Origin of the sequence: Haloarcula sp. CBA1127 (assembly GCF_001485575.1) — an archaeon.
GTDB lineage: Archaea > Halobacteriota > Halobacteria > Halobacteriales > Haloarculaceae > Haloarcula.
Genome location: NZ_BCNB01000006.1, coordinates 2,902,518 through 2,927,097, shown reverse-complemented (window position 1 = coordinate 2,927,097; position 24,580 = coordinate 2,902,518). Strand labels below are relative to the sequence as shown.

General features: G+C 62.3%; 24 protein-coding genes. 14 read left to right on the top strand and 10 right to left on the bottom strand.

Annotated features, from left to right (window positions below; genetic code table 11):
• Nucleotides 1–66 precede the first annotated feature (66 nt).
• Entirely contained in the window at nt 67–1,023 is a 957-nt protein-coding gene (locus tag AV059_RS19240) for an NADPH:quinone reductase (RefSeq protein WP_058997124.1), read from the bottom strand.
• A gap of 342 nt (nt 1,024–1,365) precedes the next feature.
• Here AV059_RS19240 and AV059_RS19235 point away from each other — a divergent pair, with 342 nt between their 5' ends.
• Together AV059_RS19235 and sop2 are read left to right on the top strand one after the other, a co-directional pair.
• Nucleotides 1,366–3,621: a methyl-accepting chemotaxis protein gene (locus AV059_RS19235; RefSeq protein WP_058997123.1), complete on the top strand. Its 2,256-nt coding sequence runs from the start codon at nt 1,366–1,368 to the stop codon at nt 3,619–3,621.
• 2 nt (nt 3,622–3,623) lie between these two features.
• Entirely contained in the window at nt 3,624–4,334 is a 711-nt protein-coding gene (gene sop2, locus AV059_RS19230) for a sensory rhodopsin II (protein WP_058997121.1), read from the top strand.
• Nucleotides 4,335–4,497: 163 nt separating this feature from the next.
• Here sop2 and AV059_RS19225 read toward each other — a convergent pair whose 3' ends face one another.
• The gene (locus tag AV059_RS19225; protein WP_058997119.1) at nt 4,498–4,830 is read right to left on the bottom strand and encodes a hypothetical protein; all 333 of its coding nucleotides are present in this window, start codon (nt 4,828–4,830) and stop codon (nt 4,498–4,500) included.
• Between the two features lie 141 nt (nt 4,831–4,971).
• The gene (locus AV059_RS19220; protein WP_004518753.1) at nt 4,972–5,931 is read right to left on the bottom strand and encodes a transcription initiation factor IIB family protein; all 960 of its coding nucleotides are present in this window, start codon (nt 5,929–5,931) and stop codon (nt 4,972–4,974) included.
• A 265-nt stretch (nt 5,932–6,196) separates the two neighbouring features.
• Here AV059_RS19220 and AV059_RS19215 point away from each other — a divergent pair, with 265 nt between their 5' ends.
• Both AV059_RS19215 and AV059_RS19210 read left to right on the top strand, forming a co-directional pair.
• Nucleotides 6,197–6,721: a hypothetical protein gene (locus AV059_RS19215; RefSeq protein WP_058997117.1), complete on the top strand. Its 525-nt coding sequence runs from the start codon at nt 6,197–6,199 to the stop codon at nt 6,719–6,721.
• Complete coding sequence (locus tag AV059_RS19210; protein WP_058997114.1) at nt 6,718–7,443, top strand: RNA methyltransferase; 726 nt, start codon at nt 6,718–6,720, stop codon at nt 7,441–7,443. The genes AV059_RS19215 and AV059_RS19210 overlap by 4 nt, the downstream gene beginning before the upstream one ends.
• 3 nt (nt 7,444–7,446) lie before the next feature.
• On the opposite strand, the gene AV059_RS19205 is transcribed toward AV059_RS19210, so the two are convergent.
• On the bottom strand, nt 7,447–9,921 hold the full coding sequence (locus AV059_RS19205) for a bacterio-opsin activator domain-containing protein (RefSeq protein ID WP_058997112.1): 2,475 nt from the start codon (nt 9,919–9,921) through the stop codon (nt 7,447–7,449).
• Between the two features lie 299 nt (nt 9,922–10,220).
• On the opposite strand from AV059_RS19205, the gene AV059_RS19200 reads away from it, so the two are divergent.
• Complete coding sequence (locus AV059_RS19200) at nt 10,221–10,709, top strand: HTH domain-containing protein (protein WP_058997110.1); 489 nt, start codon at nt 10,221–10,223, stop codon at nt 10,707–10,709.
• A gap of 52 nt (nt 10,710–10,761) precedes the next feature.
• Nucleotides 10,762–11,181 (top strand): hypothetical protein, encoded by a 420-nt coding sequence (locus AV059_RS19195; protein WP_058997108.1) that lies wholly within the window; start codon nt 10,762–10,764, stop codon nt 11,179–11,181.
• Here AV059_RS19195 and gatE read toward each other — a convergent pair.
• A complete protein-coding gene (gene gatE, locus AV059_RS19190; protein WP_058997106.1) occupies nt 11,178–13,049 on the bottom strand; it encodes a Glu-tRNA(Gln) amidotransferase subunit GatE in 1,872 nt (623 codons plus the stop codon). The two genes, AV059_RS19195 and gatE, sit on opposite strands and share 4 nt — an antisense overlap.
• 88 nt (nt 13,050–13,137) lie before the next feature.
• On the opposite strand from gatE, the gene AV059_RS19185 reads away from it, so the two are divergent.
• On the top strand, nt 13,138–13,932 hold the full coding sequence (locus AV059_RS19185) for a hypothetical protein (protein WP_058997104.1): 795 nt from the start codon (nt 13,138–13,140) through the stop codon (nt 13,930–13,932).
• A 33-nt stretch (nt 13,933–13,965) separates the two neighbouring features.
• Here AV059_RS19185 and AV059_RS19180 read toward each other — a convergent pair whose 3' ends face one another.
• Complete coding sequence (locus AV059_RS19180; protein WP_058997102.1) at nt 13,966–14,262, bottom strand: hypothetical protein; 297 nt, start codon at nt 14,260–14,262, stop codon at nt 13,966–13,968.
• Nucleotides 14,263–14,420: 158 nt separating this feature from the next.
• Here AV059_RS19180 and AV059_RS19175 point away from each other — a divergent pair, with 158 nt between their 5' ends.
• A complete protein-coding gene (locus AV059_RS19175) occupies nt 14,421–14,924 on the top strand; it encodes a GNAT family N-acetyltransferase (RefSeq protein ID WP_058997101.1) in 504 nt (167 codons plus the stop codon).
• A gap of 286 nt (nt 14,925–15,210) precedes the next feature.
• Here AV059_RS19175 and AV059_RS19170 read toward each other — a convergent pair whose 3' ends face one another.
• Nucleotides 15,211–16,617, bottom strand: coding sequence for a class II fumarate hydratase (locus AV059_RS19170; RefSeq protein ID WP_058997099.1), 1,407 nt, complete (start codon nt 16,615–16,617; stop codon nt 15,211–15,213).
• A 561-nt stretch (nt 16,618–17,178) separates the two neighbouring features.
• Here AV059_RS19170 and AV059_RS19165 point away from each other — a divergent pair.
• The 3 genes from AV059_RS19165 to AV059_RS19155 are packed head-to-tail and all read left to right on the top strand — an operon-like array spanning nt 17,179 to nt 20,326.
• A complete protein-coding gene (locus tag AV059_RS19165) occupies nt 17,179–18,243 on the top strand; it encodes a carbohydrate ABC transporter permease (protein WP_058997097.1) in 1,065 nt (354 codons plus the stop codon).
• Nucleotides 18,240–19,169, top strand: coding sequence for a carbohydrate ABC transporter permease (locus tag AV059_RS19160; RefSeq protein WP_058997095.1), 930 nt, complete (start codon nt 18,240–18,242; stop codon nt 19,167–19,169). The genes AV059_RS19165 and AV059_RS19160 overlap by 4 nt, the downstream gene beginning before the upstream one ends.
• A gap of 17 nt (nt 19,170–19,186) precedes the next feature.
• On the top strand, nt 19,187–20,326 hold the full coding sequence (locus AV059_RS19155) for an ABC transporter ATP-binding protein (protein ID WP_058997093.1): 1,140 nt from the start codon (nt 19,187–19,189) through the stop codon (nt 20,324–20,326).
• Nucleotides 20,327–20,383: 57 nt separating this feature from the next.
• Here the strand turns inward: AV059_RS19155 and fen are convergent, their stop codons facing one another.
• Both fen and AV059_RS19145 read right to left on the bottom strand, forming a co-directional pair.
• Complete coding sequence (gene fen / locus AV059_RS19150) at nt 20,384–21,364, bottom strand: flap endonuclease-1 (protein WP_058997091.1); 981 nt, start codon at nt 21,362–21,364, stop codon at nt 20,384–20,386.
• 88 nt (nt 21,365–21,452) lie between these two features.
• Entirely contained in the window at nt 21,453–22,001 is a 549-nt protein-coding gene (locus tag AV059_RS19145; RefSeq protein ID WP_058997088.1) for a GNAT family N-acetyltransferase, read from the bottom strand.
• A 114-nt stretch (nt 22,002–22,115) separates the two neighbouring features.
• Between AV059_RS19145 and AV059_RS19140 the strand changes: the two genes are divergently transcribed.
• The gene (locus AV059_RS19140) at nt 22,116–22,529 is read left to right on the top strand and encodes a DUF3054 domain-containing protein (RefSeq protein ID WP_058997087.1); all 414 of its coding nucleotides are present in this window, start codon (nt 22,116–22,118) and stop codon (nt 22,527–22,529) included.
• 36 nt (nt 22,530–22,565) lie between these two features.
• Here the strand turns inward: AV059_RS19140 and AV059_RS22545 are convergent, their stop codons facing one another.
• Nucleotides 22,566–22,733, bottom strand: coding sequence for a hypothetical protein (locus AV059_RS22545; RefSeq protein WP_004518770.1), 168 nt, complete (start codon nt 22,731–22,733; stop codon nt 22,566–22,568).
• 476 nt (nt 22,734–23,209) lie between these two features.
• Here AV059_RS22545 and AV059_RS19135 point away from each other — a divergent pair, with 476 nt between their 5' ends.
• Entirely contained in the window at nt 23,210–23,443 is a 234-nt protein-coding gene (locus AV059_RS19135) for a hypothetical protein (RefSeq protein ID WP_058997085.1), read from the top strand.
• A gap of 117 nt (nt 23,444–23,560) precedes the next feature.
• Complete coding sequence (locus AV059_RS19130) at nt 23,561–24,568, top strand: ornithine cyclodeaminase family protein (protein ID WP_058997083.1); 1,008 nt, start codon at nt 23,561–23,563, stop codon at nt 24,566–24,568.
• Nucleotides 24,569–24,580: the final 12 nt, after the last annotated feature.

The following is a 24,580-nucleotide window of genomic DNA, read 5'->3' as shown; positions in this document are numbered from 1 at the left end:
ATGCTCACCCCCGGAAACGCGAGGTTCGAGTCCGTGGACCGACGACGGTGGTCCGCAGTAGCCGGTCTACGGCGTGACGACGAGTTTGCCGAGGAAACTGTCGTTGCGCACGTCGTCGTGAGCCGCCGGGACCTCTGCAAGGTCGTAGCGGCGGGCGATGACCGGCGTCAGCTCGTCGTCAGCCATGAGCGTCGCCAGTCGGTCTAGCACCGCGCCGAACTCGGGCGTGTTGAACATCGAGACGTGATGGACGCTGAGGGCTTTCGCCCGGCAGCGTGGGACATTCTCGAACGTCGCTGCGGGGTCGGTGTTCCCGATGGCGGCGATCCGCGCGCCCTGGGCAGCCACCTCGGCGTCGAACGCGAGGTAGTCGTCAAGGCGGTGGTCGAGAATCACGTCTGGCGCGCCGGCATCGACCACGGCGTCGGCGAGGTCGTCCCGACTGTAGTCGAGTACGTCGTCCGCACCGAGGTCGGCCAGTTGGTCGTGGTAGGCCGGTGACGCTGTCGTCGTCACTCGCGCCCCGTTTGCCGCAGCCAACTGGACCGCAACGTGGCCGACACCGCCGCTTCCGCCGTGAATCAGCGCCCGCTCAGCCGGCTCCAGCGCGCAGGCGTCGACGAGCGTCTGCCAGGCGGTGACGCCGACGAGCGCGACGGCCGCGCCCGCCTCGGCGGATACCCCTTCGGGGAGCTGTGCCAGATGCGATTCGGGAACAGTGACGTACTCCGCGCAGGTCCCCTGAAGCCAGTTCCCCAGTCCGGTCGCGAACGCCCGGTCGCCCTCGGTGACGGTGGTCACGCGCTCGCCGGTCGCGGCGACGGTCCCGGCACAGTCTGAGCCGGGTATCCAGGGCAGTTCGCCTGGCTCGTAGTCGCCGCTCCGGAAGTACGTATCGACCGGATTGACCGCCGCTGCCTCGACTTCGAGCAGGACCTCCTCCGGACCTGGTGTTGGTCGTTCGATGTCGTCGACGCGGAGCACGTCCGTCCCACCGTATTCGTGGAATCGTACAGCACGCATTGCGGTATGCGTCAGGTGGTATCGGCAAAACCTTTCCCCACAGTCCGATCGGCTTCTGATATGGTTTTCATATCGCGGCAGGTGAAGCGAAATCGCCGGCAGCGAACGGGTGGGGTCGGTGCCTATCTCTGCGACTGTGAGGTATATCAGTAGAGCAATAGAACGCCCCAACGGTAGCCGTTCCGAAGCGACGGATTCCACAGTTGGTTGTGGTGCTTATCATCGGTGAGAATTGCGCAACAACCCTTTATTAGCAGGTTTGTGTAGAATTGGGTGATGGATTCAAATAGGGACTCGCCGCTCCCGAGTTTTATTGCTGGCAGTTATGCCGCCAGGCTCGGGTTGGCGCTTTCATTCGCGATAATTGTTATTATCGCTGCCGGAGTCCTGACAAGCGTACAGGCGTCCGCCACGCTCGAGGAGGACGTGGCGGACGACATCACGGCGCTGTCAGAGACGCAGGCCGCACAATTAGACGATTGGCTGACGACATCGCGCCGGGATGCCCGGTCGGTGTCGCGACTCCCCGTGTTCACTGACGGGACGAACACGGAGAAACAGCAACGACTGGAAGAGTTACGATCCAACGAGGAACTGCCGCCCGGTGTCGTCGCAGTGCACTACTTCGACACCGAGACAAACGAGATTCGTGCCAGTTCGAATCAGGATTTCATCGGGGTCAACGCTGCCGAGCAGGGCGCCCCGTTCGCTACGGACCCGCCACAGTTCGACGGTCCCGACGACACGCACGTGACGGAGCCGTTCTCTGTCTCGGTCGTTGACCATCCGATAGTTGCCGTCGTTTCGCCGGTCCCCGGTGACGAAGACAGAGCGCTCGTGTACATGATCGACCTCCGGGAGAAGGCCGATCAGATATCGAATCAGCGCGAGGGATCGTTTACCACGGTCGTCAACACTGACGGCGAGTTCGTTTCCCACCCCAACACCTCGATGATCGGGTCGACGGCACCGATCTCGCAGATGGCGTCGAACCCGCTGAGTACGCTCGGATCTGGTGAGAGTGTCTTCCACGAAACAGACCGTATGCTGATGGGACTGAACCGACTCGAATCACATGACTGGGTCGTTATGGTCCACGCTGATCGCCAGAACGCGTACGCCCTGAGCGAGCAGATCAACTCCGATCTCATCGGGCTCATTTTGCTTGCCGTCGTCAACCTCGGACTCATCGGGGTCACTATCGGCGGAAACACCATCGCATCGCTGCGGCGGCTTTCGGTGAAGGCCGAATCGATGGCAGGGGGTGACCTCGATGTCGACCTCAGCACGTCACGCGAGGACGAGTTCGGAACGCTGTACGCGGCCTTCGACAATATGCGGGCGAACCTTCGGACGCAGATATCCGAAGCCGAAACCGCACGGCAGGAAGCCGAGGAGGCCAAAGAGCAGGCACAGGCGGCCCGTGAGGACGTCGAATCCGAACGCAACGAGATGGAGGCGCTGACCGGCCACCTCGAACTCAAGGCACAGCAGTACAGCGACGCGCTCGCCGCCGCCGCTAACGGTGACCTCACCGCACGGGTGGAGACGGACAGTATGAACGAGGCGATGGCAGAGGTCGGCGAGGACATCAACACGACGCTGGATGCGCTCGAAGACACTATTGCCGACATGAAGGCGTTCGCGGCCAACGTCATCCAGTCCAGCGACCGCGTCAACTCGAACGCGGAACGGGTCGACCGGGCCAGCAAGCAAGTGTCGAAGTCGATAAACGAGATCTTCGAAGGCACGACCGAGCAAAACGAGGGGCTCGAATCGGCAGCCGCCGAGATGCAGAACCTCTCGGCGACCGCACAGCAGGTCGCCTCCTCCGCACAGCAAGTCGCCGACACGTCCCAGTCGGCCGCCGAAGTCGGTGAAGACGGCCGCGAAGCCGCCCAGGAGGCCATCACGGAGATGAGCGCCATCGAGGACGAGACCGGCGAGACCGTCGAAGAGATCAACGCGCTCGACAACGAACTCGACGAAATCGGCGAGATTGTCGGCGTCATCACGAGCATCGTCGAGCAGACGAATATGCTCGCGCTGAACGCCTCCATCGAGGCCGCCCACGCCGACGGTGATGGCGAAGGGTTCGCTGTCGTCGCAGACGAGATCAAGGGCCTCGCAGAGGAGACCAAAGAGGCCGCCGCCGACATCGAACAGCGTATCGAAGGCATCCAGGAGCAGGCCGGCGACACCGTCGAGACGATGGAGTCGACCAGTAACCGGATTACTGAAGGCGTCTCGACGGTCGAGGAGACTGTCGACGCGCTGGAGACCATCGTCGAGTACACGGAAGAGGTCGACACCGGTATCCAAGAGATCGACCGGGCGACCGAGGAGCAGGCCCGGACTGCACAGGACGTGATGGGTACCATCGACGATCTGACGACGATCAGTCAGCAGACGGCGACGGAGGCCGACACCGTGGCCGGTGCGGCACAGGACCAGTCCGCGTCCATCGACGAAGTATCGGACTCCGCGACGGAACTCAGGCAGCGGGCTGACGACCTCGAATCGCTACTGGACCGCTTTACGGTCGAAAATTCGGCCGGGACGGACACTGACAGCACGGCTGTGGTGGGGGACGACTAACAATGGCAACCATAACGACCTGGTTCACGCTGGGACTACTGGGTGAACTGCTCGGGACGGCTGTGCTGGCGTACGGCTACACGCTCGTCCCCGAAGAGACGCGGAAGCGGTACCTGCTGTTGATAGCTATTCCGGGTATTGCCATCGTCGCCTACGCCCTGATGGCGCTTGGCTTCGGTTCGATACAGAGTGGCGGCCACACGGTGTACGTGATCCGTTACATTGACTGGCTGTTGACGACGCCGCTCAACGTCTGGTTCCTGGCGCTCCTCGCCGGCGCAAGCCGGGAAGACACGGTGAAACTCGTCGTCCTGCAGGCGTTGACTATCGTCTTCGGGTTCGCCGGTGCAGTCACGCCATCGCCGATTAACTACGCGCTGTTCGCGGTCGGTGCAGCGCTGTTCGGTGGCGTCGTCTACCTCCTCTACCGGAACATTGCGGCGGCTGCGAAGTCGACCCTGTCCGACATAGAGATCAGCCTGTACCGCACGCTCCGGAACTTCGTCGTCGTCCTCTGGATGGTGTATCCGGTCGTCTGGCTACTCGGCGCGGCAGGACTGGGGCTAATGGACGTCGAAACCGCGACGCTCGTGATCGTTTATCTCGACGTGGTCACGAAAGTCGGCTTCGGCGTCATCGCCTTGCTAGCGATGATGGACCTCGGCTCAGTCGGCGAGACTGCTGAGGAGCCGACGGCGGTTGCAGGGGACTAGCGAGAGCCTGCGAAGGCTCTCGAAAATGCGAGCGGGGAGGAACGACCCGCGAGCACTGAGTCGCCCTCGAAAATGCGAGCGGCGACGGAAGGAGTCGCGAGCGGTCCCGATTTTGCGAGAAATTCACTACACGCCGTTGTATCGCCTCAGCCGCGCCGGTCTTTCAGGACCGCTCCTCACTGACGCCACCAGACGGTTCTGCTTCGTCAACCGAATCGGTTACCTCGGTCTCCTCGACGGTATCGAGTGCCTCCGGAAGCTGGTCTTTGATCAGCCAGAACGTCAACCGGTAGATACCGTACCCGAGCACGACGAACAGCACTAAGTCGATGAGATACAGTTCGACGAACTCGAGGAGGGAAATCTCACTGAGTGCGAGGTTCCCGGACAGGATGAGAAACTCTAGCGTGGCGAGGACGAATAACGCGGGTGCAAAGAGGATCACCAGTCCGATGATGAGAATCCCGATCCGTTTCTGGGAGGGGGAAACAGGCATACCTACGGTTCGCTGCCTAGGCAGATAGTTCTACGCGTTACTTGTTGCCATGCACCAATTACCCGTACTGTGCTATAGCTGGCAGTACCGTGGAGTGAACGGCGGACAGCGAGAGTATCGAGTGAAAAGAAGCGCGGCCAGTCAGTGGATGCCCATCGCTTCGATCTGCTCCTGATACCGGTTCCGGATGGTGACCTCTGTCACCTGCGCCACGTCGGCGACCTCGCGCTGGGTCTTCTTCTCGTTGCACAGCAGCGAGGCGGCGTAGATGGCCGCGGCGGCGTAGCCGGTGGGTGATTTCCCCGAGAGCAGGCCCTGCTCGGCGGTCGTGTCGATGATCTCGTTGGCCTTGGACTGGACCTCTTCGGAGAGTTCCAGTTCGGAGGCAAAGCGCGGGACGTACTGCTTGGGGTCGACCGGCTCCATCTTCAGTTCGAGTTCTTGGGCGACGTACCGATACGTCCGCCCGATCTCCTTCTGTTCGACCCGGGAAACGTCCGAGACCTCCTCCAGACTGCGCGGGATGCCTTCCTGTCGACAGGCCGCGTACAGGCAGGCCGTGGCGACGCCCTCGATGGAGCGACCGCGAATGAGGTCCTCGTTGAGCGCCCGTCGGTAGATGACTGAGGCCACCTCTCGAACCGACCGAGGGACGCCGAGCGCGCTGGCCATGCGGTCGATCTCCGACAGCGCAAACTGCAGGTTCCGTTCGCCGGCATCTTTGGTTCGGATGCGCTCCTGCCACTTCCGGAGGCGGTGCATCTGGCTCCGCTTCTCCGAGGAGAGTGACCGACCGTAGGCGTCCTTGTCCTTCCAGTCGATCTGTGTGGTCAGCCCCTTGTCGTGCATCGTCTGGGTCGTGGGGGCTCCGACGCGTGACTTGGACTGGCGTTCGGAGTGATTGAACGCCCGCCACTCCGGCCCGCGGTCGATGTTCTCGTCTTCGATGACGAGGCCACAGTCCTCGCAGACGAGTTCACCACCGCCGTCGCTAGATATGGACTCCGACTCACACTCGGGGCAGGTCTGCTGGCCCGTGCTCTCGGACTCCTCCTCGCGTTCCTCCTGTTCAGAATCCCGCTGGCGCGTCGGCCGTTCCATGTGTTCTTTTACGGAGAAAAGCCAATCACGTATAAATGTTTGGGCGAGACCAACAGTTTTGCCTGATCTGGACGCCGGCCGCGGATGCTAGATGGAATACTCATGTTAAATTTAGCTAGAACTGTCTATGTTTCGAACGAGCGACGGGTGTAATCGGCTGGCACACCCCGTTCACACTCCACGACGATGATGGAGCGCGGACGGATCGGTAGCGGTCGGCCGGCATATCGCGCTCTTTTAGTCCGGGACTCTCCCACTCTGACGTATGAGCAAGGTCAATATCGGGCTTCGTGGCTGGCGCTTCGACGAGGACGTGCTTGGGTCGGACGGGCGGGTCCGCCCGCTCAAAACCATGGAACCAGAGACCCGGCAGCGGCTGCTGGTGCTCGCAGAACGAGTGGTCGACCCCTGTGACGCCTGCTGGCTGATTCACGGTGACGAAGATATCGAGCAGTGCAACGTCGCGGATGCTATCTACGGCGAGCCGATGGGCGAGGTGGTCGTCTGTTCGGACCACGAGACGGACTTCATCTACTGGTTCCGTGAGGAAGGCGGCGAGGCCTACGCCGGTGATACTGATCTGGCCTCGGCCTTCCACGAGTGGTTCCTCGACGGGAACCGCGCCCCGGAGGGGTACGTCGGTCTCGAACACGTCGATGAAGACCCGACAGCGCTGCCAGAGGCCCCCGACAGGGACGAAGCGATTCCGGGACTCGAAGAGGAAGTCGAGCAGATGGACGAGGAGGACCTCGATACGATCGATATGGACCTCAGCGACCTGGACGTATGATATCGGTCGCCGTCGTCGACGCGGAGACGCCGGGCAACGTCGGCACCATCGCCCGGTCGATGAAGAACTTCGGCCTGTCGGAACTGCTGCTTGTCGACCCGCCGGAGCTAGACCCAGACGGCGAAGCGTATGGCTTTGCTGGCCAGGCCCGTGACGACATCCTGCCGAACGCCCGGACGGTGACGTTCGACGACATCGTCGAGAACTACCACACCGTTGCCTGCACGGCGACGACGAACGAGGACCCCGCCAACCACGTCCGGTATCCGGCGACGACCCCGGCCGACCTGGCCGACTCGCTTCAGGATGTCGAGGGCGACATCTGCGTCGTCTTCGGCCGCGAACGGGTCGGGCTCTCGAACGACGAACTCGCACGGCTGGACGTCATCTGCTCTATCCCGGCCAGCGCGTCGTATCCGGTGTTGAACCTCGGCCAGGCGGCTACAATCGTTCTCTATGAACTGCGTGAGCTAACTGTCGCCGAGACCCAGCACCCCGAGGAACTGCATACGCTCGCCGAGACGCCGGCGGTCGAGGGCCTACACGAGGAGTTCGACCGATTCCTCGGCGCTATCGGTCACCCCGAAGAAAAACAGCACAAGGCTCGACGACTGTTCCGGCGGGTGCTCGGGCGTGCACAACCGACCGGTCGGGAGACCAAGACGCTTCGCGGTCTGTTTCGGCAAGCCCGACAGCGAATCGAGCGTGCCGAAGACGACTGAGGCTCAGTCGAGCTTCTCAGACCCGGTGCCAGATTCAAACAGCGAACCGATGACGGCGTCGTGGGCCTTCCGCAACCGGTAGTGCAAGGTCGGCGCGGAAATGTCGAGTGTCGCAGCCAGTTCCTCCGCGGAGCTCCCTCGCGGCCAGTCGTAGTAGCCGCGTGCATAGGCAGTCTTGAGCGCGGCGGCCTGTTTCGGCGTCAGCCGGTCGCGTATCCGTGTCTGGAAGTCAGTGGCCGTCGAAACCGGCTGGTCGACGTACTGCTTGCTCCGCAGTTCTGTCCCGGGCGCTGTCTCCCGGATCGCCTCGACGACGGCGCGAATCTCGATATCCGGCGCCATCTCCGCTGCGAACCGCAGGTCGCCGTCCGCTGCGACGGCCCGCCGAACGGCCCCGCCGTAGTCCGTGAGCGTGTCAAGCGGCGAGGCGGATATCTCGCCGAGCGCGACTTCGAGCAGGGGAACTTGGTTCTCCGCCGCCGTCTCGACGACAGTACAGGACTCGACAGACGGCGTCTCAGTGAGCGCCTGATATGCCTGGTCGGTGTCCACACCGCTCACGCGAACATAGTGGAGGCAGTTTCCGGAACTGGTTGGGACGCGCCGCTCGAGCGTGAACGAACAGTCGAGCATCGCGGAGAGGGTGGCGAAAACGTCGTCGGACTCCGGCGTCAGGAACTCTAGCTCCACAGTCGTTGCCGCCAGCAGTGACCGCTGGCTGTGGACACGCTGGATAGACAGCGCGATAAGTCGCCCCAGATCGGCCAGGATGTCTGATTCACGACAGCCAATCGTGGCGTCGGTCGATGCGTACACCATCAACACGCCGTACGTGGTCTCACCAGTTGTCAGGGGAACTGCTGCAACGGCAGAGTGGGTCGCGAACAGTGGCTGGTCCGTCTCGGCCTCTGAGTGCGTCGATACGTCGGCGATATCCTCGACGACCTGAACCTCGCCGGTGTCGATGGCGTCGATGGCGAGGCTGTGCTCACCGGGCGAAACCCGCTCCGGCGTTGCCGTGTCAATTCCAGCGGCGGCACTCGGCGTTATTGTCGTAGCACTCCCGCGGCTTCCGGCCCACACGGCCTGGTACAGGTCCGATTCGGTGAGATGCGCACACACTGCTGATTCGATTTCCTCACGTGTCTGTGTGTCCTGTAGCGCCTTCGCGATCTCTCTGCCCAGCACGTTGAGCCGCTGTGCCTGTTTGAGTTCATCACGCTGTCGTTCGAGTTCGGCCTCGCGGTCTCTGTGAGCGGTGATGTCTCGAGCAACGAAGATGACTGTATCGAGGGCGTACGCGCGGCTTTCCAGCGGTGCGACCCGTGCTTCGAACCATCGCTTGCCACTGGAAGCCTGCAGTTTGTACTCTACGGACTGGAACGACTCGGTCCGCAGGGCTGCACGAACGGTCGCCAGGAGCGAATCAGCGGTGTCGTGGGGAAGAAACTCGTGTAGCGTCTGGCCGACAAGCGTGTCCGTATCGTCGACCGTCACCATCGTCTCAGGGTCGGTCAGACAGTCGAGAAATCGCCCTTCTGCGTCGATGATGAAACTGGGGTCTGGGAGGGCAGTATTCAACGCACTTCGCTGTTCCGTGTGGCGCTGTCGTTCGAGTTCGTAGCCTGCCCAGTCCGAGAGCAACCGGACGAACGTCAGGTCCCACTGCGTGAACACTGTCTCGCGTGGTTCCAGCCCGTAGAAGCAGAACGTTCCGTACACGGCCCCGTCGACGATGACAGGCGCACCGATGTAGTTCGCGATTCCCCACTCCGGGTCAGCGAGGTCCGGCGCGTCCGCAGCAACGTCGCTGATTGCGAGGGGTTCGCGGTGTTCGACGACGTGTCTGCAGTTCGGGAGGTCCTCGATGCTGGTCGTGCTGCCGGCTTCGAGGTCGGCAGTCGCCGGTGAAGTGACTGCCTCGAACACGTACTCGTCGCCGTGGACCCGGGAGAGCGTCCCGAACGACGTATCGAGCGTCTCACAGCCGAGTTCTAACAGCCCGTCGAGCTGTTCTGTGAACGTCTGGTTCGCGTCGGTACAGATATCGTAGGCCGCTTCGAGCACTGACTCTCGTTGCTTCCGGGCCGTGATGTCGATATGTGCGATGGACGCGTACCTCGCCCCATCGATGGTGAACGGAGCGGCGCACAACCGGAACCACCGATTCGCCGACGGGGTGTGACATGGGTATTCGAGTTCAAACGAGGACTGGTCGCCGGCGAGGACGGCTCTTATCCCGTCGGCTGCCTGTTGCCCGGTCGCGTCGTCAGCCATGTCAGCGATGTCGAGGTAGTTCGCGCCGAGCGTATTCGGTGTCAGCTCTGTTCCGTTTGCCCGGCCGAACTCGTTCCATGTCTCGTTCGTCGAGAGGATCACCCCGTACTCGTCTACGATCGCAAACATGAGTGGTAGTGTATCCATGGCTGGCCCGTACAGGGCTGGGATATCATGGCCATCCATGACACTTGGGACCATGAGTCAAATGTGGTGGCGAGCTACTTAACGCCCGGTGTCCAGTTAGAATAGTAATATTTGGTCGGGGCACACGTCTACGGTGAATACTATGAAGAAACCGAACACCAGAGCTGTATTCGGGCTGATTTGAACACAGGCTTGGCAAACTAACTACCAGCTGTCCACATACTAACCAATTATCGATTGCCCCGGATATATCATCCATGAATCCGATTCGCCCCGATTTATTCTAGGGACCTAGAGAGAGTGCTTAGGACAGTTACCGCTGTAGCGGGGCACAGGATACTCAACATCTCACTATGGATTCCACTGCCAATCCGGTTCGCGTCGAACTGTTCGTCCGGTCCCTCTGTCCGGGAGATGCAACGCAACAACAGCACTACGTGCTTGACCGGTTACAGGCGCTCGAGGACGCAGGTCGTATCGAGGACCTGTCGATATTGATCTGGGGGCGCCGGATCGAACCGCGGCTCGCACAGCGGACTGCGCAGGGACGACACCTGTTGGAGCGGCTTTCCATGTTCGAACAGTGGGAGCGCGACTCCGATGCCTCGCTTGACGCGTTCGATTGGGAGCACCCGCTGACGAACATGGTTTCTGACGACTCGGTCAGCGTCATCACGCTGCCGATGCTCGCCCTCGCCGAATACATTGACGATGACCTCACGCACGTCGCCCCCTGTACGCGGGATGGAACGGTCCACCGCGTCACCGACCGTGTCAACCATCTCGCGGACACCGCAGACCTGGCCGACGAACTCGAGCACGAGCGTACTGTGGTACAATAGCGTTCAAACTGCTCCCACACCAGACACACTACTCGTCCCCCTCCCAACTAAAATGAATACGAAGCAAACCGAGATTCCGGACTCGCTTTCACTGGACGACCGGCTGTCGCTCCTGTCGTCGCACTACCGACGGTACCTCCTCTACGGGCTTTCACAGTACACGACGCCGGTTTCACTAGCCGTGCTCACGGATACGGTGACCGAATTCGAACACGGGACACCGGCCGAACAGCACCGCGACGAGCGGCTCACGATTTACACGGCCCTCTACCACAACCACCTTCCGCGGCTGGTCGATGCCGGTGTCGTCCAGTACAACCAGTCGGAAGATCTGGTCGATATCGGGCCGAACGCGCCAACCCTCGTTCCGCTACTCAAGTCGACGATAGAACACGACCTGTCGGCGAGCGGTAACGGGCTGACACCGAACGCCGTCGATATAGCCTCCTTACAGCCCGAGCGAAGCAATTAAGCCCGCTTCTGTATCTCCGAGCGCAACACGTCGCTCACCGTATCGCCGTCGGCTTTGCCACGAAGTGCGCCCATGCACTCGCCCATCAGCGCCGAGAACGCGCCCATGCCTTCCTCGGCGACCTGGTCCTCGTGGCGTTCGACGACTTCGGCAACGGCGTCACGGACTTCCGACTCGTCGACGCCGCCCAGTCCTTCCTGCTCGACAGCTTCCTCGGCCGTCAGCGACGGGTTCTCGGCGAGTGCCGTCAGGAGGTCTTCCATCCCCTCACGCGGCACGTCCCCGCCGTCGACCAGCAGAATCGCTCCCCGGAGGTGCTCGTCGGTGAGGTTCCCGACAGACACGTCGTCGCGGCGGAGTTCCGTCAGTGTCGACTCCAGCGTGCCGGCAGCCAGCGTCGGGTCAACGCCCTCGCCCGCCACCAGCGCCTCGAATAGCGGCCACCGCTGGCCGTAGGCGACCTGTTCGGCGAGGCCGGAGCCGAGGTCGAACTCGCTTTCGTACCGGTCGACCTTCTCGGTGAGCAGTTCCGGGGTCTCGACTTCGGTTACGTCGGGCTCCACCGGCGGCACGTCCGTCTCGGGGTACATCCGTGCCGCGCCGGGGAGCGGGCGGAGGTACCGCGATGTAGCGTCTTCGTTCGCATCGCGGGTCTCCTCGGGGACGCCTTCGAGCGCCGTTTCGGCCCGCTCCGCAACGGCGTCGATGGCCAGCTCGGCGGTCTCCGGGTCATCAGCGACGATAGCGACAGCGTCCTCGGGGCCGGCCCCAACAGCGTCCCGCAGCGCCTCGACTTCCGCCTCGGTGACGCCGTAGGCCGGGAGTTCGTCGGTGTGGAAGATGCCGCCAGCGCCGTGGCGCTTAGCGTGGTCGGACAGTTCGGTCCCGAGCCGTCGGTCAGGCTGAATCTCACGGCCCACGAGTCCGTCGAAGCCAGACAGCAGGAGGCCCTGTACTTTGCCGCCCGAGGAGAGCGCCCCCTCGATGACGCCCGAATCCGTGTCCTCGAACACCTCGGTCACGTCCTGTGGTTCGCCGACGGTGGCGTTGCGCTCGGTGAGTTCCTCGGCGATGTCCAGCAGTTCGACCTGCCGGCGGACCTCGTTGCGGACGAGGTCGTCGATGTCATCGAGGCTCTGGACGCCTTTCAGCTCGATCCGTGCGCCCTCGGCGATGGAGACGTTCACGTCCTGACGGATTGTCCCAAGGCCGCGCTTGACCTTCCCAGTCGAGCGGAGGAGCATTCCGATACGCTCAGCGGCCTCGCGGGCCTGCTCGGGCGAACTGATGTCCGGCTTCGTGCCGATTTCGACCAGCGGGATGCCAAGGCGGTCGAGCGAGAAGCGCACGCCGTTCTCGGTTTCCTCGATGCGCTGGCAGGACTCCTCCTCCAGTAGCATATCTTCGATACCGACCGGGCCGGCACTCGTCTCGATGGCCCCGTCGTTTGCGACCAGCATCGAGCGCTGGAACCCCGTGGTGTTCGAGCCGTCGACGACGATTTTTCGCATGACGTTCACCTGGTCGACGACGGACATATCCAGTAGCTGGGCGATTTCGAGCGTCGTCTCCATCGCCTCGCGGTCGACGCGGTGGGGTGGCTCGTCGTCCTCCTCGACGAGACAGGTCGTGTCGTAGGCCAGGTACTCGAACTCCCGGTCGACCATGCTCTCCTCCAGCGCCGCCTCGTCGATTTCCCCGAGCTCGCTCTTGGTCGGGTGCAGATAGCGGGTAAAGGAGCGCTCGCTCTCCTCGGGTTCGCGAATCGTCGTCGGACAGTCACAGAACAGCTTCGTCGCAGTATCGAGTTGCTGGTGAATCTCTAGGCCAGCGACGAGCCCCAGCTCCTCGTAGTCGTACTCGGTCATTGTCGAGGTGTCCGGGACCGGGGGCCAAAAAACGCACCCTTCCCGCGCTCGCCGCCGCCCTTTTGCTTGTCTCGCCCTCACTGTCAGTATGCGCTGGCTGTCGACAGCCGCGGTGGTCGTTGTTCTCCTGACAGCCGGCTGTAACACCTTCGTCGGCGCTGACACTGCTGACCAGCGAACTGTCACGCCCGCCCCGGTCCCAACAGCAGCCGAGTCGGACACGGCAACGTCGCTGGACCCGCCGCCCGGCGTTACCACGGAGCGCCTCGAAAACGTCGCCCTCCTTGCGGCTGCCCACCGGCAGGCGCTCAACGGCACTACCTACACCCTGCACGAACGCTACAGCGAGTTCACAATCGGAAACGACAGCAGTTCCGTCCGGCGCGAAGAGACTGTCGCCGTCGAATCACCGACGCGGTACCGCGACGAGATGATCAGAATGACGACTGACTCGAACGGGACCGTCGAGCGGTACGAACAGTCGACCTACGCCGACGGCACTAACTGGTACGAGCGCCGTGACAACGGCACTGTCGAGCGCCAGCGCGGCGAAGTTCGGTTCAGCCGCGACAAGTACGCCTACCGGACCGCATTCTATCTGAATCGCTACGCCGTGGTCAACCAGAGCGCCACGGCCGTCGTCACACGGGACGGCAGCCGGGCCCACCGGATTCGCGGTTCCGGCGGCGAGATTCCGACCACGGAACGGCTGGAGGAGTTCCGAATCGAACTGCTGGTCGAACCTGCCGGCCTCGTCCGCCGATTCAGCGTCTGGTACCGTACCGAAGATCGCATCGTCGAATACAGCTTCTGGTACGAGGACATCGGCGAGACGACGGCGGAGCGGCCGGCGTGGCTCAACGAATCAACACCGGCGAACTGAGTGAGGTTGGCACGCGACAGCGCACGCCAGCGGCTACAGGCGGTCCGTCTCGGTTCGAACTTCGTCGGTTCCGGACGTGCTCCCGGCCCGGTCATCGTAGTACTTTCGGCCGATGAAGTCGTCGTCGAGATTCCCGACCAGAGAGTTGTACAGCCCATCTGCGGACTGGTACGTGGCTTCGCTGGTCCGAGCCAGTACCTCACTCATTTCGACCGAGTCGCCGTTCTGGGCGACCAGCTCGACATCGCCGAGTTGCCGGACGACAGCGGCGTGGTCAGCGGGGAACTCACAGGCTTGGTCGAACAACTGCAACGTTTCCGAGTAACGCATCTGTATCACATACTCTCTTCAATAATTAAAAAACATTATGGATTTGGATTGTCTTGTGATCGGCTTCGCCGACCAGAGTCGGCTGTTGGGGCGAGTCCTGATATTTCGTTCCAGTCGCGCGGGAAAAAAATATCACACACCGTGACATACGTTTTCATATGACAGCCAGACTGGCAATTCCGGACGATGTAACGGCCATCAATCAGGTGGCGACGGCGGCCTGGGAGACGGATTACCCGGACATCCTTTCGCGCGAAACGGCCGAAGACGGCGTTCGCGACTGGTACGCGCCCGAACAACTCGAATCAGAACTGGTCGAATCACAGACGCTCCTGCTCGTCGCCGAGCGCGAGGAGCACGTCGTCGGGTTCGCACACGCGACGTGGCACGAGACTGACCGCGAAGGCTACATTCTCCGGTTGTACGTCCATCCAGACTACAGGCGCGAGGGAATCGGCCGATCACTGTTAGAACAGACCTGCGAGGAACTGTTCGAGCACGACATCGACCGGATCAACGCGATGGTCCTCTCGGCGAACGAACCGGGAGCCGAGTTCTACGAGGGGTTCGGATTCGAATTTGCCGACGAAAGCGAAACCGAAATCGGCGGCGAGCGCTACCCCGAGAGCCGCTACGTCCTCGCGGACGAGTCGCGGGTCTAGAAGCATCGGTCGCAGTGGCACGATGCTGTTTCCCTGCAATGGCAGCTGCCCGTCGGCACAGAACCGACCAGAAAACAAAGACACAGCGGGGTACACTGCCGTTCGCGGCTCCCGCCGCCGCTCGCACTAATGGGGGCCGCGCTTCGCGCGCCTCTCGCTACTCCTCCACGGCGTCTTACGACGCCGTTCCGGTACGAGAGCCCTCACTCCGTTCGGCCTCTCGCTGCTCACGGGTCACTCTGTTCCCCGCTCGCACTAACGAGGGCCGCGCTTCGCGCGCCCCTCGCTACTCCTCGCCCAGGATGCCACGCTTCGTCATCTTCTCGGGGTCGAGCACGTCGTCGACCTCGTCTTCGTCGAGATAGCCTTCTTCGAGGACGACCTCGCGGATGGTCTTTTCATCAGCGAGGGCCTTCTTGGCGACCTTGCTCGCCTTATCATAGCCGATGGCGGGGTTGAGCGCCGTCGCCAGCGCCATGCTCTGCTCGACGCGCTCGGCACAGTGGTCCGCGTCGGCTTCGAGTTTGGCGACGAACTTCTCGCCGAACACCGCGCTGCTGTTGGCGATGAGCTTGGCCGACTGCAGGAAGTTCGAGGCCAGCACGGGCTTGTAGAGGTTCAGGTCGATCTGGCCCTCTGCAGCGCCAGCCGAGACAGCGGCGTCGTTGCCGACGACCTGCTTGTGGACCTGATTGACCGCTTCGGCGACGACGGGGTTGATCTTCCCGGGCATGATCGAGGAGCCGGGCTGGTTCTCCGGCTGGTCGATCTCGCCGAGACCGTTGCGGGGCCCGGACGCGAGCAGTCGGAGGTCGTTGGCGATCTTGTTCAGCGAGCCGGCGACCGTCCGGAGCGCGCCGTGGGCTTCAGACATCGCGTCGTGGGCAGCCTGGGCCTCGAAGTGGTTGTCCGCCTCGCGGAAGGTGAGGTCGGTCTCCTCGCTAATGTACTCGGCCGCTTTCGCCGGGAACTCGGGATGCGTGTTGAGTCCGGTCCCGACCGCGGTGCCGCCGAGTGCGAGTTCGGCGAGGCGACCGTGAACGTCCTGAACGCGGGAGATGCCCTTCTCGACCTGCGTGCGGTAGCCGGAGAACTCCTGGCCCAGTGTCACCGGCGTCGCGTCCTGCAGGTGGGTTCGACCGGTCTTGACGACGTTGTCGAACTCGTCTTCCTTGGCTTCGAGTTCGTCACGCAGCGTCTTCAGGCCCGGAATCACGTCCTTCTCGACCGCTTCGAGGGAGGCGACGTGCATTGCTGTCGGAATCACGTCGTTGCTGGACTGACCGAAGTTGACGTGGTCGTTCGGGTGGATTTCGCGAGTCCCGATGTCACCGCCGTACAGCTCCGTGGCGCGGTTGGAGATGACCTCGTTGGCATTCATGTTCGACGACGTGCCTGACCCGGTCTGGAACACGTCGACAGGGAACTGGTCGTCGTGCTCGCCGGCGATGACCTCGTCGGCGGCCTCGACGATACAGTCCGCCTTGTCTTCCGGAATCGTTTCGAGGTCGCGGTTCGCCTGCGCGGCCGCCTTCTTGACGACGCCGAGCGCTCGGATGAACCGCCGCCCGAACGTTACGTCGCTGATCGGGAAGTTCTCGACAGCGCGTTGCGTCTGTGCGCCCCAGTACGCGTCGGCTGGCACCTGCATCTCACCGAGACTGTCCTGCTCTGTCCGGTACTCGTCGGTCATACGTCCGGGGGGTGGTCCGCCCGGTCGTAAAACCCACCGGTACGAGTCCGGACACCACTCGGCACAGACCTGCAACTGCCGGGACAGTCGATCACTGAGCACCACGAGTCCCCGGTCGGACAGCGGAGACCGTGGGGTTCAGAACCCGTGACCTGGATAAACGTGTATTATCATTCGGAAATATTAAGTAGAATCTCTCTCCACTTACCATGAGTTCGACGCCACAGAGACGTTCATGACTGATGCCCCCACAATGCTCGGTGACGGCAGTGTGTTGCTGCCGTCGTCGGCTGTCGGGGCCTGATGGGACACCGACGGACATGACACATCGCGAACGCTCGCAGCCGGTGTACCCGCCGCGTTGCAACCGCTCGCTCGGCACGACGACGGGATGGCACACCCGTCATCTGGCGTATCCACCCCGCCTGCCAACCTGTGTTGGTGCGACAGGTGGCGGGTCGCGTGGTCTACGTGCGTGCTGGCTGGCGAGTCTATGTGACTGACGACACATCCGTCGGGACGATGGACGGCGAACTCACGTCGGCGAACCACTGAACAACCATGCGCGAGATACTCAGTAGACTCCTCGCCACCGGAGGGAGGCTCCGGTCGGCGGTATCGAGAGATGAATCGGACGGCGACCAACTGGCAACAGACGGTGGGGCGACGGTGAAGACGACCCGAGGCGATTCGCTTCGCAACTCGCTTCCGGTCGAATGGGAACTCATCGAATCCGCCCCGTTCTGGCTGCCGCCAGTCCTGTTTGCGGCCTTTTTCGTGTACGGCGCTATCGCCTGGAACTTCCTCCTGTCGCTGACCGACTACAGCGGCCTGGGCGGTGCGCAGTACGAGACATTCGATTTCAGTATGTACAGCCGCATGCTGAACGACGGGGCGTTCTGGCAGGCGGCACAGAACACGGTGGTGTTACTTGTCGTGTTCACCGTCCTCTGTCTGGCGCTTGGCCTGTTCGTGGCCATCCTCATCGACCAACAAATACGTTTTGAGAACACGTTCCGAACGATATACCTGCTCCCGATGAGCCTCTCGTTCGTCGTCACGGCGACGATGTGGGCGTGGGTGTACAACGCTCGCAACGGTGTGCTCAATCAACTTCTCCGGGTATTCAATCTCGAAGGGGCCATCGTGGGACTGCTCCGCCCGGCCGGGGTCAACGCCGAGGTCATTCAGTGGCTCTCCTGGAACACGACCGCACTGGCGGCGGTCATCTTCGCGCTCATCTGGCAGTTCAGCGGCTACGCGATGGTCGTCTTCCTCGCCGGCCTCCGGGCGATTCCGACCGAACACTACGAGGCCGCGCGGGTCGACGGTGCGTCGACGGTTCGGATGTACGCGCGGGTCATCATCCCGCAACTCCGTGCCTCCGCGGTGTCCGCGTCGGTGGTGCTGATGGTGTTTGCGCTGAAAGCGTTCGACTTCATCTACGCGCTCCGTGGCTCACAGCCGGGGGCGAACATGGACATTCTGGCAACGATGATGTATCGGGTCGCGTTCGACAGCCTCCAGTGGGCGTACGGGTCAGCCGTCGCTATCGTGCTGTTTGCCCTCGCGCTGCTGGTCATCGGACCGTACCTCTACAGCGAATACCGACGGGGTGAACTATGAGCATCAGAGGCGGCAATTTCATCGACGAACTTCGCAGTACAGAGAACAGTCGGATCGGCCTGTATGCCCTCCTGCTGGCGGGCATCGCGTTCTACCTCTTCCCGGTGGAGACGGCCGTGATGACGATGTTCAAGACCGAGAGTGCGTTCGCCCGGACGCTCCCGTTCGCGCCGCCGGGCACTGACGGCTTCACGCTCGAAGCGCTCAGCACCGCCTGGAACACGCTCCGGCCGGGACTGATAAACTCGCTGTTGATGGCGATTCCGGCGACGATTATGTCGGCGCTGCTGGGCAGTATGACCGCATACGGACTGACGACGATTAGCTGGCGCGGTCAGGTCGGCGTGGTCGTTCTCATCATCGCGGGCATCTTCATCCCCTACCAGGCCGTGCTGGTCCCGCTGGCACAGTTCTGGTTCCAGGTGCTTCCGGGGCTGCTCAACGGCTTCGTCAACACCGTCTTTGGGTTCATCACGGGCGGCAACTGGCAGTATCCGAGCCGTAACGGGTACGTGCAGTTGCTGCAGCTGTCTATCACCCACGCCGCGTACGGGATTCCGATCTGTACGCTGCTGTTCCGGTCGTATTACCAGAGCATCTCCGACGAGATGATCGAGGCCGCTCGCCTCGACGGTGCGAGCGCGTTCAGCATCTATCGCAACATCATCCTCCCGCTGTCGCTGCCGATGTTCGCGGTGACGCTCATCTACCAGTTCACGCAGGTCTACAACGACCTGCTGTTCGCGCTCGTACTCGTCAACGAACCGGCTTCGCAGGTGGCGACCCAGCGTCTCGCGGCGCTCACTGGTGGGGTCGTCCAGTCGTTTAACACCACGATGGCAGGGGCCATCGTCGCAGCACTGCCGACGCTGCTCGTCTACATCGTGTTCGGCGAACAGTTCGCGAAAGGCGTCGCTGGAGAATAATCACGGAGGTATTCACAATGGCACAACTCACACTGGACGAGGTAACGAAGACGTTCCAAGACGACGACGGCGAAATCATCGCGGTCGACAAGGTATCGGTCGACATCAAGGACGGCGAGTTCCTCTGTGTCGTCGGCCCATCGGGCTGTGGGAAATCGACGACGCTGCGGATGATCGCGGGGCTCGAAGACATCACACGCGGTGAAATCAGGCTGGACGGCCAGATCATCAACGACCAGCCGCCGGCCCGCCGGAACGTGGCCATGGTGTTCCAGTCCTACGCCCTGTACCCACACATGACTGTGCGGGAGAACATGGCGTTCGGGCTGGAGGAGTCGACAGATATGCCCGACGACGAGATCAACGAGCGCGTCGAAAAGGCGTGCAAGGACATGGGCATCTTCGATCTCATCGACCGCAAGCCCGGCGAACTCTCCGGCGGCCAGCAACAGCGCGTGGCGCTCGGTCGTGCTATCGTTCGAGACCCCGAAGTGTTCCTGATGGACGAGCCCCTTGCGAACCTGGACGCGAAGCTCAAAGCCGAGATGCGGACCGAACTCCAAGAGCTCCAGCAAGATCTGGACGTGACGACGGTGTACGTCACCCACGACCAGACGGAGGCGATGACGATGTCCGACCGCATCGCAATCCTCAACGACGGCGTCCTCCAGCAGTGTGCGACGCCGCTTGAGTGTTACCACGAGCCGAACAACCTCTTTGTCGCTGGCTTCATCGGCGAGCCGTCGATGAACTTCTTCCCGACGACGTTGGAGGGGTCGACGCTCAAAGGTGAGTGGTTCGAGTACGAACTCAGCGACGAGACGGTTGCCGCCGTTGAGGGCACGACCAACATCACGCTCGGCATCAGACCCGAAGACATCGAGTTCGTTCAGAGCGACGCCGGTCCGAACGTGTTTGATTCGACGGTCCATGTCGTCGAGCCACGTGGGAACGAGAACACGGCGCACCTGCAGTTCGACGAATCGATGGATGATCAGTTCATCGCGACAGTCGGTGGGATGAAACAGCTCAAATCCGGCCAGCGCGTCAAGGTTCGATTCCCCGAAAACGCCATCCACCTCTTCGACACGGCCAGTGGAGAGGCCATCCGGAACCGTACGCTCGACGAGATCGAAACGGTCGAATCCGTCGTCTGAGCGGAACCCGTCGTAGCCGTCCTTATTCTGCTGTTGGTCGCTCGTGAGCGTCTGCTGTCACGCCCAACGGTCGAGTCCGGTCTGGACGACCGAGTCGTCAATACGTTCGAACCCGCGGGCGACCTCGTCGGCGTCGACCTCCCACTGCTCGGTGACGAACGCACGGGCGGCATCGATATCCGGCTCGATGCCGTCCGGAATCTCGTAGTCGTCGGTCACTGCGGGGTCGAGAAACAGGTCCCGGATGCGGTCTGCGTGGTCGATGTGTTCCCCGCGGGCCGCAAGCACCGCGTAGAGGTCGCCATGCTCGTGGAGGTCTTTGACGGCTGTTTTGGGGCCGATACCTGAGATCCCCTCGTTGAAGTCCGTCCCCATCAGAATCGCCGCGTCGACCAGTTGCTCCCAGGAGAGGTCGTGGTGCTTGAGTGTGGCCGCAAAATCCATCAGTTCGGGATCGCCCTTCGAGGTAATCTGGCGGAGCGTCATCGGCGCACCGAATAGGAGCGCGTCGTAGTCTTCGGTCCCGACGTAGTCCACGTCGCCCCGCCGGGCCATCACCGACGCCTGCCCCTCGCCTTCTGCTGGGGCATCGACGATAGGCACGTCGAGCAGTTCCAGCAGGTCCCGCGTCGTGTCGACGATAGTGTCGGTCAGCCGTTGCGTGCGAGAGTCAAGCTTGGCGACGCGGGTGCTGTCGCCCGCTTCCCGGGCCGCCTCCAACTCGGATTCGTATTTCTCGCGTTGCTCGCGGCGCTTCTCGACCTCGTCGTCTTTGAGGTCCGTGACCGCGCCGTCGAAGACGAACACCGGCGTCATGTCGTGCTCGAAGAACTTCGGCAAGCCCTGCACGACGCCGATGAGGTTCGCCACCTCCTCGCCGTTGCTGGTGGTGTACTTCGACTCACTGGTGAACTTCACCGTCGTCGTCAGATAGCGATAGAGCCAGTTGTGGGCGTCCACGGCGACGACACTCCCGCCGAGATCGTCGAACGACACGTCCGACAGGGCCGCGAGCGACCGCAAATCAGCGTTTCCCATTGGCAGGCTTTTGGCCGACAGCGGTTTGAATCTCTCGGAGACGACGTGTTACTTCGTGATGGCACACAGTCAGCGTCGGTCGGGTGGCTCAGTCGGTCCGTGCGGACGGCTCCTCAGCCCACTCGTTGAGGACCGTTGGCGGGTCTGCGTTGGCCTTTGCCGCGAGGAACGACTCCTCAGCGGGCGAGAGGTCGCGCTCCCGAAACAGGTCCAGCCCGGCCTGATACCGGCCGGTACTGCGGTCGCCCGGCCAGACGAGGTCGAGTTCGGCCATCCCTGACTCCGCGCCGCTGAAGCAGAACCCGGCCCGGTAGGCGGCCTGATACGAAAACGGATTGTTGACGCCGATGGACACACGTTCGAAGCCCCGTTCCGTGGCCCGCTCCCGAACGAACCGGAGGAGACGGGCACCGAGCCGGTCGCCCTGCCAGTCCTGCCGGACGGTGATGTACCGGACACAGAGGGTGTCCGGGTCTGTCCGGTCGGCGTCGAACGCAGCTGCGGCCACGACGCCGTCGTCCCCGATGACAGCCTTCCCGGTCGAGGTCATGACGAATTTGCCCGCGTACGCGAACTGCTCGTAGTCCAGCCGGAGCCGGTGGCCGTCCTCGGGCCAGCCGAGCAGCGTGAACTCCATAGTCCAACTGAACGGGCCGCCGACTGTAATCAGTACTGGTCCCTGTTTTGTCACACCAACCGCCGTCGTCGTTGAATCCGGGAGAGGGAAGTGCTTGGAGTCGGAACTCCCTGTATGAGCGTCTCGACGGTGGGGAACGGTCGTATCGAACTGTCCGCTCGGACGGCGCTGGTCGCCGTCGGTGACCTGCTGGCGATTGCCCTGTTCGTCGGTGTCGGCGAGCTAACCCACGGTACCAATCCGATACTCAATCCAGGTCGGTTCGTTGGGGCGCTGACGCCCTTTTATATCGGCTGGCTCCTCGTTGCAGGACTTGGAGGACTGTACACCGCCGCCGCGACCGCGACGGTTCGTGCGGCTCTCGGCCGCACTATCGTTGGATGGGTGCTGGCAGTCGGGATCGCACAGGGACTTCGGTCAACGGCGATGTTCCCCGGTAATGCGGCGCTGACATTCGCACTCGTTTCCGTGCTTGTCGGTGGCACGCTGCTGTTACTCTGGCGCGGCGTGATTGCAGTCGCAAAATAGAGCGGCCTGCAGCAGGGCCACAGTGTCGATGACGGACTATCGCAGGTCGGCGACTTCGAGCGACTCTGTCGACTGAATCCATGCCTGGTGGTTCTCCCGGTCGTAAATTACGAACTCCTCGTCCCCGATGTTCAGTTCGGCGTATCGTCGTTCTTGGTCGTCGGTCGCGGCGTCCGTCGTGTTGTCCGTTGCGTTCGTGCTCATTGTCTCGTTTGGGAATCGGCGTTCCGTTTTTCTCCGATTTAACGTATCTTGGCGTACCTAATAAGCACACGGACCCAGTTATCATCGTAGAAAATAGAGGCCATTATCACACCCCGAACCCCCTAATCACGTTCTCAAATTCTGAAACCGGTAGTTAGGAAGTTCTATCCCGAGAAACAGATAACCGTTACAGCAGTCATCGTCTACCGGCTAGCAAACACCGCATTCCAGCTTTGTGGTGAAATCACATAGCCTGCGTTCGGCTGCGGGCCAACAACAACAGGTCACCCTTGCCCTTATATTGTGAACTGTTCACAGAAATAGCATCATATTAATCTTTCCCCCATATCCAACTCATAACTTATGAGATTGTTACCCAGCAGGTACTGAGTAAATTTGCAGGGGCCATTGAGTGTATTATCCCGTATTTTAGGGAAACATTCATATACTACGCTACCATAGAGTAGTTTATACTTATGACGGGATATTACGACATCATTCTCGGGCTCATTCCGCTCGCCATGGCCGGCATCACCGCCTTTCTGTTCGTTGCCGGCTTCGAACTGACGACGGCGATTCCGATGGCCTCTGTCGTAACAGTCGGTCTCATCGGCCATGCGATGTTCGTCCGTGCCCCCGTCGACCCGGTTCCGAACGACACGTCGACTCAGCAGGGCGCGCAGTCGGACCCGGTCCAGACCGCGGATTAGGCGCTGTCCCACCCGTCACATCTCCTGTTTTCGGTAGACTTCCCGTGACTGTGTACCCAGTTGAACAGACTGGCCCCCGCCGGGCAGTATAAGAGTCGGTCGCCCAAACGACGGAGTATGACGACAGATGCGACAGCGCTGTTCCTGCAGAGCGACGAAGTAGCTGACCTCGCTGAACCCACCGAGTACGTCGACGCCGTCAGAGATGGGTATCGCCAGCGCGGCGAGGGTGCCCCAGCGACTCCCAGAACGACGCTGTTCTCGGACGAGCCCGCGGGAATGTTGACGGGCTATCTCGCGATTCTCCCCGACACCGGTGCGATGGGCGGGTACACCTACGCGGCCGGTTTCAGCGGGCGAGACGCACACTTCACGCTCCCTATCTTCGACTCCAACAGCGGCGACCCGCTCGCCGTCCTTGACGGTGCGAGCATGAACCCCCACAAGACCGGCGCGGCCGGGGCGGTCGGTGTCGACGCACTGGCCCGCCGCGACGCCAGCGACCTCGCAGTCATCGGCAGTGGAGCACAGGCCCGCGGTCAGGTCCGTGCGACGGCGACAGTCCGAGACTTCGACCGCATCGAGGTGTACTCCCCGACGGCCAGTAGCCGGGAGTCCTTCGCCGCGGAGATGAACGACGCGCTGGACCCGACGGTGGCTGCTGTCGCGTCCCCAGCCGCAGCAATCGAGGGGGCCGATGTCGTTATCACCGCGACCAGCGCGAGCGAACCGGTGTTCGACGGCGACCTGCTCGAACCGGGAACCCACGTGACCGCGATGGGCCAGTACCACCCCGAGAAGAACGAACTGGACGCGACGACAATCGAACGCGCCACGTACGTTCCGGACCTGCGCGAGCGGGTGACACAGGACGCCGGATCGTTCATCAATGCCCTCGATGCGGGCGTCGTCGACGAGGATCACGTCCACGCGGAACTGGGTGATATCGTCGCTGGAAACGCCTCTGGGCGGCAGTCACCTGAGGAGATTACGGTCTTTGACTCCGGCGGCACGGCCATCGAAACCGTCGCTGCGGGCCATATGCTGTACGAGCGGGCGAAGGCAGACGGTCGCGGCGAGGAGATCGACTTTGCGCCCGCGAGCAAAGCCCTGACCGGCCGATAGCTGTCGTGAGAG